Source organism: Nostoc sp. 'Peltigera membranacea cyanobiont' 213 (genome assembly GCF_002245975.1).
GTDB lineage: Bacteria > Cyanobacteriota > Cyanobacteriia > Cyanobacteriales > Nostocaceae > Nostoc.
In genome coordinates this window covers 12,245-27,840 of the sequence record NZ_NOLI01000054.1, presented here as the reverse complement: position 1 = coordinate 27,840, position 15,596 = coordinate 12,245, and the positions used below count along the sequence as shown (strand labels likewise).

The following is a 15,596-nucleotide window of genomic DNA, read 5'->3' as shown; positions in this document are numbered from 1 at the left end:
TTTCACAGACGGTTAACTACAATGCCTCTATTATTTGGTCGAAATTGCGGCGATACAACTGTTGATTGAACTTCTGCCACTGTTTTTCTGACGAGTGGGGCGATCGCTGTAATGTTGCCTCTTGGACGTATGCTATCAATGGGCGACGAAGATGTTCGTATTTCTCGAAGGCTTTGGCTATAGCTTGCAGATTATCCCAGTTATTCTCCTCAGCAATTTTAGCGATGAGTGTTGTAACTACTAATGCATCTTCCAATCCTTGATTAGCTCCTTGAGCCATGAAGGGAGGCATTCCATGTGCAGCATCGCCAACTAAGACGATTCGCCCTAGACTCCAGGCTGGTGGAATTGTGCCAGGATTAGCTTCTATATTGAGGTCAGTTGGGTTAGAAACTTGTAAAGAATCTGAAATGCTCGCGTGGTGAATATAGTATGGACGCTGCTGCATTTTGGCAGGAGGAGACAGACGCACTAATTGCTTAAGCGGATCGGGAAAACCTGCTTTTTCCAACTCATGCAAAGCTAAGTCAATTAAAGAACTTTCAGATTTTCCTTGCAATGAGTCTAAAGGCAAAGCAAGATGTATTATGTACCCTGCCTCACCAGTTGGTCTGTAATATAAAATTATCCTGATGTTATTTATACAAACAGAATTTCCAGATATTTCATCATTAGTAATTGTTACAAGTGGTGAGTCTTGAAAGAAATCTTCTTTTAGTTTTGTCCATAGTTCCTTTGGTACTTCAGCTATTTCCCTACACAATATAGCTGCAAACCCAGAGTATTCAGGTCGAGCAAAATCATGATGTTGAGTATCTGTGTAAAGCAGCTTACGAACTGTAGAATTAATCCCGTCTGCGGCAACAATTAGTTTAGCTCTAATGGATTTTGTTGTTAATTCTGGGGGAGGAATATCTGAGTTTTGGGGCTGCGGATCTTTATGTTTCTGCCCATCCGTCCAATAGGCATAGGGGTTGGTTTCTATTTGGGTATCACCTACACAATCTATGCGGATACAACCTTTTTCCGGCTCATTTACAACATTAATACAACGGTGATTAGCTTTAACTCGGTCTTCTGGAAGTAGCTGTCTGAGGGTTGTCTGCAAATTGTACCAAGAAATTGACACTCTTCCCTCGCCATAATCTTTAAACCAGTCATCGAAACTAAGCGAAATTGAGTTAATTATTTGTCCTTTTAAGTTTTTGTAAATCCATTTTGGTGAAGTTTTAGGGGGTTGATTCTCTTCAGTAGGTTCGACAGCTTTCTGGTCATTAGACTGCTGGGAATTCAATAAACCAAGTCCAGTTTTTTTGACTTCTTCGTAAGCGTTAGGATCTAAATATTTGAGAGATTGTAATCCATTGGGGAGAAGATCCACTGTTTGCCCAATTTGACGAAAGGCGCGAGTTTGATCGATGACAAGGATATTTTCAATTCCACGTTTACGTAAGCCAATGGCAGTTGCTAACCCAACAGGCCCAGCGCCAACCACTACAACATCGTAGATTTCTTGAGAGATAGAAGAGGCGATCGCAGATGCAGGTAATAATGTATTTGTATGTGTATGAGGACTTGATTTAGTTTCTGGCATATTTATACACAGGAATCTGGGATAGAAGCTGGGCAATTTGATAGTTTGTGTAAAAAAATACAAATTTTTGTTAAGTGTTGTACTTGCCGATACACTAGACTCAACACTATTGCTGCCATCACTGGTAGGGTTAGTAAACGATCGCGCAAGCTACGTTCTTTGTCTTTTACCCCTTTGAGATTGGCAAATGTACCTGGACTGATTAACTCAAATAGCCGCGATTCTATCTCTTGGCTTGATGGGGCGGGGACAGTGACTCGATGCCGAAAATCTGGATGCCCTTGTTTTTTGCGGGGTTTACTCATGACTAATATCAACACCTCTGTGTTGGTTTTACCATTGAATTTCTCCCACTTGACAACACTCTATTTTTCTTAACTTGACACCAATGGCATCTTGCCCGCCCCACAAGAAGTAGTTGAGTATTTTTTTAGGGAACTCCAAAAAATAAATTATCCCAATTTCTAGACTTAACACGATTATTCCTCCCCCTGCTCCCTGCTCCCTGCTCCCTGCTCCCTACCTACAAAGCGATGGGATATTTTTTAGTTGGAAGTCCCTTGTCAGGGCTGTAGGCAAGTTGTTTATTCTGAAACAGGGAATAATTTTTATTTTTGTTTCATGAATAAATAGATTTGGTTGTACTCTAGTTACGAATTATTTGGTCAATAACTCAATTATCAGGAGAATCTCATGAGTCCGATCACTCAAACTCAACCTTTAGATGTACCCAGTGCGATCGCTCAACGCCGTTCAATCAAAACTTTTAAAACAGATCCCATCGCCCCAGAACTGCTCAAACAACTGGTAGAATTGACCGTGGCAGCGCCTAGCAGCTTTAATATCCAAGACTGGCAAATTATTCTTGTGCAAGATGAGGCGCAAAAGGCAGCACTATCAGCAGCATCGTGGAATCAACAGCAAATTGTCCAAGCACCTGTAACCTTCGTCTTTGCCGCCGATCCTAACGTAGGCGAACGAGACTTAACCCCAATTTTTGAGCAAGCAAGTGAAACTGGAGCATGGAATGAAGGTACGGTAAACTACTTTAAAACCGCAATCCCACAATTTCAAGCTACGTTAGGCGACAAGCGACGCGAATATGCGATCAAAGATGCCATTATTGCCGCTACTCATTTGGTGTTAGCAGCAGAAAGTTTGGGATTATCCACTTGTTTTATGAACGGTTGGGTTGAGGATAAGGTAAAGGAAGTGATTGGTGCTGGGGATAATCCAGATTTAGCGATCGCTGTTGTTGTTCCCGTGGGCTATGCAGCCGAACCACGCTTAAATCCAGGTCGTTTACCATTCTCCTCCAACGTCTCTGTGGATAGAATCGGTAATCCTTATGCAGGTTAGCTTTCCCTAAATTGGGCATAAAGCAAGAGGTAAAAGAGTCGAGTTCTAAGCCTCATTCATGGAGTTAAAAAGCTCATCGATGAAGCTTTGAGGTTCATCGATGAAGCTTTGAGGTTAATCGACGAAGCTTTGAGGTTCATCGACGAAGCTTTGAGGTTCATTAACGAAGCTTTGAGGTTCATCGATGAAGCTTTGAGGTTAATCGACGAAGCTTTGAGGTTCATCGACGAAGCTTTGAGGTTCATCAACGAAGCTCAAGGACTCGTGAATGAGTCTTTAATAGTCATTCACAAGTCCCATTTATACCTACTCGATAAATTATAGATATTGATCTCTGCTCCACTACTGCCAATACTGTTCGGTTAAGACAAGAGACGCGATGAATCGCCGTCTCTACAATAATCAGTCCTTTGTCTTGACGGCGATTTATCGCGTCTTTGTAATTTGTAATGATTCATCGCGTCTTTGTGATTTAGAATTTTCATCAAAAAACCTTAACCGAACTTATTGCCACCACTCCCTACTCATCATGTCTTTAGCCTCCTTCCTAGCGCGTCGTTCTTTTCACTATGCTTGGCTTATTGCTGGCTTAACCTTCCTAGCCTTGCTAGTTGCAGCCGGAATTCGTTCTGCTCCTGGAGTTTTTATAGTGCCTCTCGAACAGGAGTTTGGCTGGAGTAGAGCAACTATATCTTTGGCAATCTCCATTAACTTGGTACTTTACGGATTAATTGGCCCTTTTGCTGCCACAGTTATGGAGCGAATCGGCATTCGCCGGATGATGGTATTCTCACTTGCTGTCATTGCTCTCGGTGTCGGTTTAACCACTTTGATGTCAGAATCTTGGCAGCTAGTCTTGCTTTGGGGTGTAGTTGTCGGTTCTGGTAGCGGAGTTATCGCCCTGGTTTTGGGGGCGATTGTTGTCAATCGCTGGTTTTTTGAGAAGCGGGGTCTAGTTCTCGGTATCTTAACTGCCAGTACAGCCACAGGACAACTGGTGTTTTTGCCCATACTGGCTTCAATATCCGATCGCTTTGGATGGCGAACTGCGGCTCTGGTTTTGACTGGTGCAGCACTTCTAATTATTCCAGCGATCGCAGCCTTTATGCGCGATCGCCCGGCTGATGTCGGGTTGCGACCCTTTGGCGACAACAGCGAAACTGTAGAGATATCACAGCCTAGAGCAAATTCCATCGCCTCTACCCTCAACGCTCTCTGGTTGGGAATGCATAAACGCGATTTCTGGCTGTTATTTGGTAGCTTTTTTATCTGTGGTGCTAGCACAAATGGGTTAATTGGAACTCATCTAATTCCCGCTTGTATTGACCACGGTATCCCGGAAGTCAAGGCTGCTGGTCTTCTAGCAATCATGGGACTATTCGATTTTTTTGGAACTACTATGTCCGGTTGGCTATCTGACCGATGGAATAATCGCTACTTATTGTGCTGGTACTACGGACTACGGGGTTTGTCTTTGATTTTCTTGCCCTTCAGTTTCAACTTTTCCTTCTATGGACTTTCCATTTTCGCCGTATTTTATGGACTTGATTGGATTGCTACCGTACCACCGACAGTCCGTCTTGTTGCCAATGCCTTTGGTAAAGAAAATGTCGGCGTGATGTTCGGTTGGATTGTCGCAGGACACCAGATTGGTGCAGCCACAGCAGCATTTGGAGCCGGAGTCTTGAGAACTTGGTCGGGTAGTTATTTACAAGCGTTTATTTTATCAGGAGTTCTCTGTCTGATTGCCGCAGTTGGTGTACTGCAAATTGGTCAAACTCCCACTAAGGGCAATTCACAGCAATCTTCAGTCACGCTCAATTAATTCTTAATTTATAAATAGATTAATCGAGTGACACTTTAAAGAGAGGTGTTGTAATGAACTCAATGCTTGATATGGTAATAATTCCAGAAGGATCTTTTCTTATGGGCGCTGATCCTGAAGTTGAGATTAATGCTGAGTATGAAGAACAGCCTCAAAGGGAAGTATGGCTATCAACTTATGCAATTCAACGAACCCCCGTCACAGTGGGTCAGTGGCAGGAATTTTTGAGGGACACTGATTATAACTGGTCGTATGATAATGAAACTTTGAGCGTATCTTTCCGTGATTTTTACTCGTCATTGCCTAACCTAGCAGCTGAGTTTTCCCCAGGAGAGATGTACCCAATAGTTTTTGTTTCTTGGTTTGATGCCTGCCAGTTCGGGTGCGGGGGCCTCTTATTGATTTAGATCCTGCTGAGGTGGCAAAAACCCTAGATGTAACTGCTTATGGAGGCTTTCTTGTTGCTCAAGCTGCTACCAAAAGGTTTTTGCAGCTTGGCGGCGGTGCTATATTTTTTACTGGAGCCTCAGCGAGTATTAAGGGTTATCCTCTGTCTGCTCCCTTTGCAATGGGTAAATTTGCACTGCGCGGTTTGGCTCAGAGTATTGCTAGAGAATTAGCACCAAAGAATATCCATGTGGCGCATTTTGTGATTGATGGGGCAATCCGTTCAGCAGTTCGCCAAGATCCATTAGATAATCCTGATAGTACTCTTGACCCAGACGCGATCGCTCAAACTTATCTCAGTATTCTACGCCAGCCGCGCAGTGCTTGGACTTATGAAGTAGAACTACGTCCTTGGGTAGAGAACTTCTAGCCTAGACAATTGTTACAAGGATGGTTTTGCAGGTATGAAAATTGATTTTGGTGCAACTGCTGTTGATTATGCAAAACACCGCGCTGGTTTTCCCAGTTCATTATTTAACAGACTGTCTGAATATGGTATAGGTTTACCAGGGCAGAATATTGTTGACCTTGGTACAGGAACAGGAACACTAGCGCGGGGCTTTGCTGATAGAGGTGCTTATGTAATTGGCATAGATCCATCAGCATCACTTTTAGAACAAGCCAGACAGTTAAGCGAATCTGCCCAAATCAAAGTAGATTATCGAGTCGCAACTGCCGAGAATACCGAGTTACCAGATGCAAGTGCCGATGTAGTCACTGCTGGACAATGTTGGCATTGGTTCGATCGTCCCCGTGCTGTCCAAGAAGTTACTCGGATATTGAGAAAAAATGGCTCAATTGCGATCGCACATTTTGATTGGATACCCTTAAAAGGTAATGTCGTTGAAGCCACAGAACAACTGATCCAGGCTCATAATCCCGCGTGGAATCTGGCTGGCGGTAATGGCTTACATCCCCTGTGGTTACAAGACATTGGCGAAGTTGGATTCCGAGATATCCGCACATTTTCTTACGATGTATTTGTATCTTATACACACGAGGCTTGGCGGGGACGAATTCGGGCGAGTGCTGGTGTGGGAGCCAGCTTGACACCAGAAAAAGTAGAAGTATTTGATCGAGAATTCGCAAAATTACTCGAAACAAAATATCCTACACCAATCCTTCAGGTTCATCATAGAGTTTGGGCAGCGATCGCCAAAGCACCAGAATCCAATTCGTAATTACGTACAACACAATCACACAATTTTAGGAAAAATAACCATGATCGATCTTTATTATTGGGCAACCCCAAACGGTCATAAAATCACGATTTTTTTGGAAGAAGTCGGCTTGCAATATACCATAATTCCTGTGAATATTAGCGCTGGGGATCAATTTAAGCCCGAATTTCTCAAGATTTCTCCTAACAATCGGATGCCTGCGATCGTCGATCGCGAACCGGTAGATGGAGGTGCGCCAATTTCAGTATTTGAGTCTGGGGCAATCTTGCTATATTTAGCTGAAAAAACCGGGAAATTAATCCCGCAAGATTTACGCCAACGCACTCAAGTTTTAGAATGGTTGTTCTGGCAAATGGGCGGGCTGGGGCCTATGGCGGGGCAAAATCATCACTTTAGTGTCTATGCTCCCGAAAAAATTGAATATGCCATTAAGCGTTATGTGAATGAAACGGGACGCTTATATGCAGTACTGAATAAGCAACTAGCAGATAGAGAATTTGTAGCTGGCGATTATTCCATCGCCGATATTGCTGCTTATCCCTGGATTGTCGCCCATGAGATTCAAAGTCAGAATCTAGAAGATTTTCCGCACCTCAAGCGGTGGTTTGAGACAATTAAAACCCGTCCAGCAACAATTCGCGCCTATGAAAAAGCCGAAGCATTCAAAACTCAAGCCCTCGATCCAGAGAAGTTACGAGATTTGTTATTTAACCAGTCGGCGAAAACTATTCAACCTTGAGCCTTTTGAATTGTCTTAGAGGATGTTTTAAAAGTCTTATTGTAGGTATCAAAACGTTCTAGATCCCCCTAAGTCCCCCGATAAATTGGGGGACTTTAAGAGACTTTTGCCCCCCTTTTTAAGAGGGGTTGGGGGGATCAAAAGCCTATGAGGCAATTCTAGAAGACTTGTGTGTACACCGTAGCCCTTTTGAAGGGGAGTTAGGGGGGATCGCTAAATACTTTTAAAACATCCTCTTATGGGCATGGGAGGAGGCTTGATGTGTATCAGCTTTTTAGCGATCGCATTTTTCCAAAACTGGATGCTGTTTATCCCCTTGAATATTTTAACGGGATTGGGCTTTTATATGATGCACAGCACCCTCCAGACCCAAGCCACTGAGTTAGCATCGGAAGCACAAGATACAGCCGTTTCGTTCTTTGCCTTTATGCTTGTTTGTCGGCCAGGGAATCGGCGTAGCAGTATTTGGTAGGATTGTGGATAACTTCAGCTAGATTTATTGTTTTATTGTGCTTGGTATGGCGATCGCTCTGCCCTGTGTTTGGTTAGTCAAGCTAGAAGCAATACGGCACTTGACTTGAATAATTGTAATTCAAGACTCCCCGCTTCCTCCGAAGTTCCGATCCTGTTAGAATGCATCGATGTCAAAAAAGCAACATCCCTTAAACAAAAAACCCGGTTGGTCTTTGGATGAGCGAGATCCAAAGTTCATAGAATCTGTAATGCCTCTATTGGGCTTTTTCTATAAGTACTATTTCCAAGTTAAAACTAGTGGCTGGGAGAATGTTCCCCACCAAGAAAAAGTCCTGTTTGTTGGTTCGCACAATGGCGGACTCTCATCTCCCGATATGGCGATGGTCATATACGACTGGTTCAGACGATTTGGTGTAGAACAACCCGTTTATGGTTTGATGCATCCCAAGGCTTGGCAGGTTAGCACACCACTAGCGCAACTGGTCGCCAAGGCTGGAGCAATCATTGCTCATCCAAAAATGGCTTACACTGCCTTGCACTCTGGAGCTAGTGTGCTAGTTTATCCAGGTGGAGCCGAAGATGTCTTCCGTCCGCATTATTTGCGTAACAAAATCTACTTTGCGGGGCGGCAAGGATTTATTAAGTTAGCGTTGCGAGAAAATGTGCCGATTGTGCCTGTGATTTCTTGGGGCGCTCACGATACGCTGATTGTATTGGCTGATTGCTACAAAATTATGCAGCAACTCCACGAATGGGGAATGCCTTGGTTGCTTGGGATCGATCCAGAAGTTTTTCCGATCTATCTTGGGCTACCTTGGGGATTAGCAATTGGCCCCTTGCCCAACATTCCATTACCTGTACCCATGTACACGCGGGTTTGTCCGCCAATTGTATTTCAACGCTACGGTCGAGAAGCAGCTAGCGATCGCTACTATGTTGATGAATGTTATGAATTAGTTGTTAGTCAGATGCAGCAAGAGTTAGATGACTTAGTGGAGCGAACTGCTAAGACCAATTCTCTACAATGATAGATATTAATAATTTAGTCTGCATCCTTTTGGCAGGGGAATTCCAGAATCTTTCTACCCCTGCCCCTTCAGTCAGAGCGATCGCCACAGTGAATCTGAATCAAGATGGTAGATTTTCGTACAACTTGGGTAATCTAAAAGCAGACATCGCCTAAGTGCATCAGGAATTTACTTTTGCTTTGTTCGGTGAATGCGGTATTGCAATCACTCGCACTCATCTAATTAAAATCAGGAGCTAGTAAAGCATAAATGAGCCTACTGTTAAAACATCTTTTAGCAGCCAATAATAGACTCCCTAATCGTTACAAAAAACTACTAAGTGGCCTTGCTCTATCACTGTGCTACCTGAGTTCTGGCATCCAATCTGCTCAGGCTGAAGGTAGCCGCACTCTGTATCCCAGTAGTGCTTCGGCCAGCAGTAGCAGAGCTAACCTAGAATGGCGGACTGATACTTATGGCGGTCTTGTCCTGCGGCGAACGTTGCTAAAAGTTTATGCCAATAAAGATGAGTATATTCTTTTGGGTTCCAGCGCAGTTGGGGTAAATAATGGTAATATCCGCGTTTACAACCCCGGTCGTGTCAGTGGAAGTATTGGCAGTGAAACTGTTCCTAACACACCAGATTTTGTGTGTACTTCTCAAGCTGGAAGAGGGGTTATCTCAACTCGTCAACAGGAGTTAAATGGCCCCCGTGCTATTTCTGGTGGAGGTAATCCCAACGGCTATATTCCCTGCTACTACCAAGCTCCATCTACTGGAATTTATGACATCGTTTTCTATGGGCCTGATGGCGGTAGCTCTTCAGCTAATGGCGCTCCTACTGGTGAAATGGATTTAAGTAATGGGAACAACTTTAATGCTCAACAAGGAACCAGTGTTGCAGCTTGGGATGTAACGGTACGCAGCAGCAATCAAACTTCAACAACCGACTTAAACGGACGCTTATTCAGCTACTATCTAGCCCTATTTACTGGTAATAACGGTCGATATCTCAACTTCCCAGTTTATCCAGTAACTACAGATGGCTACCGATATAAAGTAGAACTCAGAGGCACAGATCCAAATGGATTCGTTCTCTATGGGAATCAAACTGGCTTCTTTGACAGTGACGGGAAATCACCTCTCTACCACGACATATTAGGGGCCGATAGTCAACTGGCAAATCCCCAAGGTGGTGTCAGCTTGGCTCGTCCCCAATATGCTACCTTTTTCAACTCCATCGACACCAACGTACTTTCATCCGTTGAACGTTACAAACCAGATGGCACTTCAGACGGAACTGGTATTCCCCTTAGCCCAATTATTCCTGTTGTCACTAACTTACAATTCAACGGCACAGTTACAGGAAATAATAGTTCATTCGGCACTGGTGGTGCTTTATCCTTTGCCAGCAACGTTACAGGTACTTACGAACTCATTATCAGCCGAGACGGCACTAATTTCGATCCCGCTAACTCGCAAAATCGTCTTTTGCGAGGGATTATGACCATAACGGGACAGCAATCGGTTAGTTGGGATGGTAAAGACAACAGTGGCAATTTTTTCCCAGTTGGTAGTAATTACAAAGTCAGTGTCAGAACCTTTGGAGGTGAATATCACTTTCCCCTGCTAGATGCGGAAAATAATTTTACTGGTGGCCCTACCATTACAATGCTGAATGCCACTAATCCCATAGGCAACACCAGAGCATTTTATGACGATCGCGGTTATAAAACCATAGGTGGTACTCAAATCGGTACTTCTGGTCAAGTACTCTGTGGTATTAATCCACCAAACCCAACCTTCAGCGACCCGATTAATGGCTTTGACACCGCCAGCAATGACCGGAAATTTGGTCAGTCTGGTAGCGCTGGTAACGCCGGAACATCATGTAATGGCTCTTTTGGAGATACCAAAGCGCTGGATTTATGGACTTATTATCCTGGTCAAACTCAACCAACTCCATTAAACATTATTGATATAGTTTCACCGAATGTCGGCAAAGTCATAATCAACGAAGTTTTGTATCGCGAAACGGGTACTGCTACTAGCACTAACGATGAGTTTATTGAACTGTATAATCCTTCTGCATCACCTGTAGATTTGAGTGGTTTGAAGCTAGCAGACGGACATCTCACTGCTAATGATAATGATAGTACTAACGGCTTTACTTATACATTTCCTAACGGCACAACCTTACAAGCAGGACAATATGCTGTAATTTGGATTGGGGATAACAACGCCAACCATCAAGCAACAGCAGCAGCTTTTCAAGCTTGGTTGGGACAGACTCCCAAACTCAACAACTCTGGTGATGATATTTGGTTGTACGATAATCAGAATAAAATTATTGACTACATTGCTTATGGCGGTGGTAGTGAGGTAAATACACCTCCTGCAAGTGTTCTCAATCTTTGGGACAACACCTATCAATCTTCTTTGGCTGGGGCTAATGTGGGACAATCTATTAGCTTGACCCCCAATGGTAAAGATACTAATATCAGCGCTTGCTGGGAAGCAAGTACCAGTGGGAACGCCAGCACACGATGTCCAAACTACTTACCAACTAGAGACACTGATACTATAGGTAGTCGTGTTACCAGTGTTGGAGAAAATAATAACGGTGCTACTGCTGCTAATGCAAAACTTCTGTTAGTTAAACGTATAACTCGTATCAATAACCAAGATATCACCGACATTGTAGATGGTCGCAGTGATGTTGCTGTTACTGCTGCCAATTATGTCCCGGAACCATTCGCCTCTGATGATAACTATGTGACATGGCCTGCTGGCTATCTGCGGGGATTAATTAATGCTGGGACTGTCAAACCAGGAGATGAGTTGGAATACACTATCTACTTTCTCTCCAAAGGCCCAAGTGATGCTACTAATGTTAAATTTTGCGATCTAGTTCCTAGCAGTACTACTTTTATTCCCACTGCGTTTAATGGTAATACTCCTGGTGATGGTGGCTTAACAGTAGGAGATCGAGGTATTGCCCTTGCTCTTGGTTCTAGCAGTCCCACTGTTTACCTCACTAATATAGACGACGCAAGCGATCGCGGGCGCTTTTATGCTGTTAACGATCCAACCCCATCATACTGCGGTACTAACACCAACGGGGCTGTGGTGGTTAATATCACACGGAGTCCAGATTTACCCAAGTTAGTCAAAGATTTTTATGGCTTTGTTCGCTTCCGCGCCAAGGTTAAATAATATAAAGTTATGAATCATGGGATGATTTTGTCTGATACGGAACGACTTTTCAATGAAATATGCAACGCCTGAATTTTTAACTCCTAACTCCTAACTATTTCCCTACCCGCCACTAACTGGTGGAATCAGCACCACTTCATCACCATCTTGTAGTAGAGTATCTGGTTCGACAAATATTAAATTAATGCCAAAACGAGTGATGTCTCGCCATTGAGAGAGTTCGGGGTGTTCAGCTATGAGGCGATCGCATACTGATTTGACTGGTATATTATTGGGAAATTCCAGCACCAATTCCGAAACCCTAAAGGCTTCTTGATAAGCAGCGAACAGTTTGACGGTAACGGTAATTGCAGATTTAGACATACAACATGCTTTGGCAGTACCAGCAAGTAGTTTAATACTTGACAAGCACCCTGAACTCTTGGACTTAATTATACATTACAATGTCAATCTTTCTATATTAAAAAAGCTATTGCGATGATTGCGAATATCCTCTATATTTTCTCCAGGGTTAGCATTAGACTTAACTATAGACAATAAAAAACGAGAACCTACTATTCGTAATTCATTTGGTATTACATGAGTTGGTATATCAAAAATCCATCCTGTTCCTGCCCATGCAGTATTTTCTGACCTTTCCCAGATTACCTTTGTGTATCCGCCATCCAAATGAAAAATTATTCTTACAGTTTCTCTGGCTAACAAAAATCTTTCATTCATTAAAATAATTATGTAAATATATTTTTAAAAGGGCGGGCAAGATGCCCACCCCACAATAATTACAAACTTTATACCTGTTAACAAACGCCCAGATTCCTTAGCATCTGCCGCATTATAACCCATCGCATTTTTAGTCCAGCGTCCTTAAAGCTAACGATCGACAAGTATTTTTACTTTTTATCCCTTGAATAATCTGATTTTCATGAAACACTAGGATCTTCAGCAGTTTTGATCTCTTTCAATAGTCGTTCGACTTGGTTAACTTTTTCGGCTCTATTCTGTGCTTTGAAGATATTTAAAGCTTTCTCTAGAGAAGATAGTGCCTCGTCTTTTTTATTTGTTTGCCACAATACCAGCGCAAAATTAGTCAGGGCTTCGCCATAATTAGGATTGATTCCTAGAGCTTTTTTATATTCAGTCATGGCATCTTCCCAGCGACTTTGGCTAGCGTAAACCATACCGATCGCATTGTAAGCTAGAGCATATTTTGACTGGAGGCGAATGGCTTCTTGATAAGAGCTAATTGCTTCATCTGGTTTCTTTTGCCGAAAAAGCACATTTCCCAGTTGAAAGTGTCCAAAGGCATCATCTGGGAATTTTTTAATGAATTTGCGTAAATTTTCTTCTGCACCTGTTAAGTCTCCCTGATTAAATAAAGCATTGGCTTGTTGCAGCAGTTGCGATCGCTCTGCCGATCCTGTGTCTGAAGACTGTGCTAGTTTTTGTGGTTGTCTCTGTACATCAGGTTCAGGCGAATGCAGATAAACTTTTCCAGAAACTGCTAAGGCTGAGTGTGATAAACCAATTACAGTTATCGCACTCAGCGTTATGCCGCTAAATGATTGAACAAATGCTGATTTCAGTTTGCGCTTTACCTTCATCGCCCTGAATGCCTCAATAATGTTCTTATCTCCATAATAAAATGTGAGTGCGTTAGTAGGGGAACACAACATCTGTGCTACCCTACAAGGTCATTTCAAATTATTTACGTACCTTCTCGCAATTTATCCAATACGCTTCTATCTTCTAATGTCGAAGTATCACCAGATACCTCTTCTCCAGCAGCGAGATTCCGCAATAAGCGCCGCATAATCTTACCCGATCGCGTTTTGGGCAAAGCGTCTGTAAAGCGAATTTCTCCCGGACGAGCGATCGCACCAATTTCTTTGACGACGTGCTGCTTGAGTTCTTTACTCAGTTCCTCACTTCCCTGATAAGTGCCTTCTAAAGTCACAAAAGCAACTACTTCTTCACCTTTAAGTTCATCGGGTTTACCCACTACCGCCGCTTCTGCAACCGCTGGATGAGAAACTAAAGCTGATTCTACTTCCATTGTACCAAGGCGATGCCCTGATACATTCAGTACGTCATCAACACGACCCATTACCCAGAAGTAACCGTCTTCATCGCGTCTAGCGCCATCACCCGCAAAGTAAGTATAGTTACCATCTTGGGGCGGAATATGTTCCCAATAAGTGCGGCGGAAGCGTTCTGGATCGCCGTAGACTGTCCGCATCATTCCCGGCCAAGGATGACGCACCGCCAGATAACCGCCTTCGTTATTGGGTACGGTGTTTCCTTCCAAATCTACGACATCTGCAATAATTCCTGGGAAGGGAAGAGTCGCGGAACCTGGTTTAGTGGGGATTGCTCCTGGTAGCGGTGTAATCATGATACCGCCTGTTTCCGTTTGCCACCAAGTATCAACAATTGGACAGCGATCGCCACCAATTATTTTCTGATACCACATCCAAGCTTCGGGGTTAATGGGTTCGCCAACGGTTCCTAGCAAACGCAACGAAGACAGGTTTCGCGCGTTGGGATGGTGTTCGCCCATCTTAATAAATGCTCGAATTGCCGTAGGTGCAGTATAAAAAATATTAACGCCGTATTTTTCAATTACATCCCAAAAACAGCCAGGATTAGAAGCACGGGGCGCACCTTCATACATCAACGTGGTTGCACCGTTGGAAAGGGGGCCATATACTATATAGCTATGTCCCGTAATCCAACCTACATCTGCGGTACACCAATATACATCTGTATCTTGCAGGTCGAATATCCACTTGGTGGTGATATGGGTATACAAATTATAACCAGCAGTTGTATGCACTACGCCCTTCGGTTTGCCGGTGCTACCAGAAGTGTAGAGGACAAATAGCATATCTTCGCTGTCCATCGGTTCGGCGGGACAATCGGCTGATACACCTTTTTGTAAATCATGCCACCAACGATCGCGTCCGCCCAACTGCATATAAGTTTCTTGTCCGGTGCGCTTGACAACTAGGACATTTTTGACGCTGGGAACAGCACCATCAGCTAAGGCTTTATCTACCTGTTCTTTGAGAGGAACGATCGCATCTTTGCGCCAACCACCATCAGCCGTGACTACTAATTTAGCTTGAGCGTCAATTAAGCGATCGCGTAAAGCTTCGGCACTAAAACCACCAAATACCACGCTGTGGGGTGCGCCAATTCGGGCACAGGCTAACATTGCGATCGCAGCTTCGGGAATCATCGGCATGTAAATACCAACGCGATCGCCTTTTTGGACACCCAGTTGCTTCAACACATTGGCAAATTGACAAACTTCTCGATGCAGTTGGGCATAAGTGAGGGTACGAGAATCACCTGGTTCTCCTTCCCAAATCAATGCTGCTTTATTTTTGCGCCAAGTAGTGAGATGTCTGTCAAGGCAATTGTAAGAAATATTCATCTTACCGCCAACAAACCACTTCGCAAAAGGCGGTTGCCAATCTAGCACTGTGTCCCATTTTTGGAACCATTCTAATTCTTTTCCAGCCAAATCTGCCCAAAATTGCTGCGGATCGGCTTTGGCTTGGTCATATAGACGCTGATAGTCTTCTAGACTTTTAATATGGGCATTCTGCGAGAATTCACTAGGAGGATGGAAGAGGCGATTCTCTTGGAGGATAGATTCTATATTTGGTTCAGACATGGTTAGTTATGAGTGCGATCGCTATTATTACTAAAAACTATTCTTAGCTCAGTTGTGCTGCATGGTGTCTAGATT

At 43.6% G+C, this 15,596-nt stretch carries 17 protein-coding genes; 10 read left to right on the top strand and 7 right to left on the bottom strand.

The features are described 5' to 3' along the window. Positions 1-16: 16 nt before the first annotated feature. The gene (locus CDG77_RS16580) at positions 17-1,594 is read right to left on the bottom strand and encodes an FAD-dependent oxidoreductase (RefSeq protein ID WP_094330447.1); all 1,578 of its coding nucleotides are present in this window, start codon (positions 1,592-1,594) and stop codon (positions 17-19) included. A gap of 2 nt (positions 1,595-1,596) precedes the next feature. Beyond that, positions 1,597-1,899, bottom strand: a complete 303-nt coding sequence (locus tag CDG77_RS16575) for a hypothetical protein (RefSeq protein ID WP_223269836.1) — start codon at positions 1,897-1,899, stop codon at positions 1,597-1,599. Between the two features lie 388 nt (positions 1,900-2,287). Here CDG77_RS16575 and CDG77_RS16570 point away from each other — a divergent pair, with 388 nt between their 5' ends. Further along, positions 2,288-2,953, top strand: coding sequence for a nitroreductase family protein (locus CDG77_RS16570; RefSeq protein ID WP_094330446.1), 666 nt, complete (start codon positions 2,288-2,290; stop codon positions 2,951-2,953). A gap of 56 nt (positions 2,954-3,009) precedes the next feature. On the opposite strand, the gene CDG77_RS35515 is transcribed toward CDG77_RS16570, so the two are convergent. After that, positions 3,010-3,198, bottom strand: a complete 189-nt coding sequence (locus CDG77_RS35515; RefSeq protein WP_143857040.1) for a hypothetical protein — start codon at positions 3,196-3,198, stop codon at positions 3,010-3,012. Between the two features lie 134 nt (positions 3,199-3,332). Between CDG77_RS35515 and CDG77_RS16560 the strand changes: the two genes are divergently transcribed. The 9 genes from CDG77_RS16560 (at position 3,333) to CDG77_RS37640 (ending at position 11,842) form a co-directional block, all read left to right on the top strand. Beyond that, the gene (locus tag CDG77_RS16560) at positions 3,333-4,778 is read left to right on the top strand and encodes an MFS transporter (protein WP_223269835.1); all 1,446 of its coding nucleotides are present in this window, start codon (positions 3,333-3,335) and stop codon (positions 4,776-4,778) included. A gap of 53 nt (positions 4,779-4,831) precedes the next feature. Then, positions 4,832-5,185 carry a formylglycine-generating enzyme family protein gene (locus tag CDG77_RS16555; protein WP_094330443.1) on the top strand — a complete coding sequence of 118 codons (354 nt, stop codon included), beginning with the start codon at positions 4,832-4,834 and terminating at the stop codon, positions 5,183-5,185. Next, positions 5,161-5,595: an SDR family oxidoreductase gene (locus tag CDG77_RS16550; RefSeq protein ID WP_223269834.1), complete on the top strand. Its 435-nt coding sequence runs from the start codon at positions 5,161-5,163 to the stop codon at positions 5,593-5,595. Before CDG77_RS16555 ends, CDG77_RS16550 begins: the two co-directional genes overlap by 25 nt. Before the next feature lie 34 nt (positions 5,596-5,629). Then, on the top strand, positions 5,630-6,406 hold the full coding sequence (locus CDG77_RS16545) for a class I SAM-dependent methyltransferase (protein WP_094330442.1): 777 nt from the start codon (positions 5,630-5,632) through the stop codon (positions 6,404-6,406). A 40-nt stretch (positions 6,407-6,446) separates the two neighbouring features. Then, positions 6,447-7,145, top strand: coding sequence for a glutathione binding-like protein (locus tag CDG77_RS16540; RefSeq protein ID WP_094330441.1), 699 nt, complete (start codon positions 6,447-6,449; stop codon positions 7,143-7,145). Between the two features lie 259 nt (positions 7,146-7,404). Then, on the top strand, positions 7,405-7,617 hold the full coding sequence (locus CDG77_RS16535) for a hypothetical protein (RefSeq protein ID WP_181154131.1): 213 nt from the start codon (positions 7,405-7,407) through the stop codon (positions 7,615-7,617). A 169-nt stretch (positions 7,618-7,786) separates the two neighbouring features. Continuing rightward, on the top strand, positions 7,787-8,647 hold the full coding sequence (locus CDG77_RS16530; protein ID WP_094330440.1) for a lysophospholipid acyltransferase family protein: 861 nt from the start codon (positions 7,787-7,789) through the stop codon (positions 8,645-8,647). Next, a complete protein-coding gene (locus CDG77_RS36560) occupies positions 8,644-8,802 on the top strand; it encodes a hypothetical protein (protein WP_181154132.1) in 159 nt (52 codons plus the stop codon). Before CDG77_RS16530 ends, CDG77_RS36560 begins: the two co-directional genes overlap by 4 nt. 94 nt (positions 8,803-8,896) lie before the next feature. Continuing rightward, positions 8,897-11,842: a lamin tail domain-containing protein gene (locus tag CDG77_RS37640; RefSeq protein ID WP_104900345.1), complete on the top strand. Its 2,946-nt coding sequence runs from the start codon at positions 8,897-8,899 to the stop codon at positions 11,840-11,842. 102 nt (positions 11,843-11,944) lie between these two features. Here the strand turns inward: CDG77_RS37640 and CDG77_RS16520 are convergent, their stop codons facing one another. The 4 genes from CDG77_RS16520 to acs all read right to left on the bottom strand — a co-directional run bounded on the left by CDG77_RS16520 (position 11,945) and on the right by acs (position 15,521). Beyond that, the gene (locus CDG77_RS16520) at positions 11,945-12,205 is read right to left on the bottom strand and encodes a MoaD/ThiS family protein (protein ID WP_094330439.1); all 261 of its coding nucleotides are present in this window, start codon (positions 12,203-12,205) and stop codon (positions 11,945-11,947) included. 75 nt (positions 12,206-12,280) lie between these two features. Beyond that, positions 12,281-12,562, bottom strand: coding sequence for a hypothetical protein (locus tag CDG77_RS16515; protein WP_094330438.1), 282 nt, complete (start codon positions 12,560-12,562; stop codon positions 12,281-12,283). A 200-nt stretch (positions 12,563-12,762) separates the two neighbouring features. Beyond that, positions 12,763-13,443 (bottom strand): tetratricopeptide repeat protein, encoded by a 681-nt coding sequence (locus tag CDG77_RS16510; RefSeq protein ID WP_094330437.1) that lies wholly within the window; start codon positions 13,441-13,443, stop codon positions 12,763-12,765. Between the two features lie 104 nt (positions 13,444-13,547). Beyond that, positions 13,548-15,521 (bottom strand): acetate--CoA ligase, encoded by a 1,974-nt coding sequence (acs, locus tag CDG77_RS16505; protein WP_094330436.1) that lies wholly within the window; start codon positions 15,519-15,521, stop codon positions 13,548-13,550. Between the last annotated feature and the right edge of the window lie 75 nt (positions 15,522-15,596).

What these genes read in the sequence shown, in the direction of transcription:
- CDG77_RS16580 (WP_094330447.1), bottom strand. Translation starts at nt 1,594, where the DNA reads ATGCCAGAAACTAAATCAAGTCCTCATACACATACAAATACATTATTA.
- CDG77_RS16575 (WP_223269836.1), bottom strand. Translation starts at nt 1,899, where the DNA reads ATGAGTAAACCCCGCAAAAAACAAGGGCATCCAGATTTTCGGCATCGA.
- CDG77_RS16570 (WP_094330446.1), top strand. Translation starts at nt 2,288, where the DNA reads ATGAGTCCGATCACTCAAACTCAACCTTTAGATGTACCCAGTGCGATC.
- CDG77_RS35515 (WP_143857040.1), bottom strand. Translation starts at nt 3,198, where the DNA reads ATGAACCTCAAAGCTTCGTCGATGAACCTCAAAGCTTCGTCGATTAAC.
- CDG77_RS16560 (WP_223269835.1), top strand. Translation starts at nt 3,333, where the DNA reads ATGAATCGCCGTCTCTACAATAATCAGTCCTTTGTCTTGACGGCGATT.
- CDG77_RS16555 (WP_094330443.1), top strand. Translation starts at nt 4,832, where the DNA reads ATGAACTCAATGCTTGATATGGTAATAATTCCAGAAGGATCTTTTCTT.
- CDG77_RS16545 (WP_094330442.1), top strand. Translation starts at nt 5,630, where the DNA reads ATGAAAATTGATTTTGGTGCAACTGCTGTTGATTATGCAAAACACCGC.
- CDG77_RS16540 (WP_094330441.1), top strand. Translation starts at nt 6,447, where the DNA reads ATGATCGATCTTTATTATTGGGCAACCCCAAACGGTCATAAAATCACG.
- CDG77_RS16535 (WP_181154131.1), top strand. Translation starts at nt 7,405, where the DNA reads ATGTGTATCAGCTTTTTAGCGATCGCATTTTTCCAAAACTGGATGCTG.
- CDG77_RS16530 (WP_094330440.1), top strand. Translation starts at nt 7,787, where the DNA reads ATGTCAAAAAAGCAACATCCCTTAAACAAAAAACCCGGTTGGTCTTTG.
- CDG77_RS36560 (WP_181154132.1), top strand. Translation starts at nt 8,644, where the DNA reads ATGATAGATATTAATAATTTAGTCTGCATCCTTTTGGCAGGGGAATTC.
- CDG77_RS37640 (WP_104900345.1), top strand. Translation starts at nt 8,897, where the DNA reads ATGAGCCTACTGTTAAAACATCTTTTAGCAGCCAATAATAGACTCCCT.
- CDG77_RS16520 (WP_094330439.1), bottom strand. Translation starts at nt 12,205, where the DNA reads ATGTCTAAATCTGCAATTACCGTTACCGTCAAACTGTTCGCTGCTTAT.
- CDG77_RS16515 (WP_094330438.1), bottom strand. Translation starts at nt 12,562, where the DNA reads ATGAATGAAAGATTTTTGTTAGCCAGAGAAACTGTAAGAATAATTTTT.
- CDG77_RS16510 (WP_094330437.1), bottom strand. Translation starts at nt 13,443, where the DNA reads ATGAAGGTAAAGCGCAAACTGAAATCAGCATTTGTTCAATCATTTAGC.
- acs (WP_094330436.1), bottom strand. Translation starts at nt 15,521, where the DNA reads ATGTCTGAACCAAATATAGAATCTATCCTCCAAGAGAATCGCCTCTTC.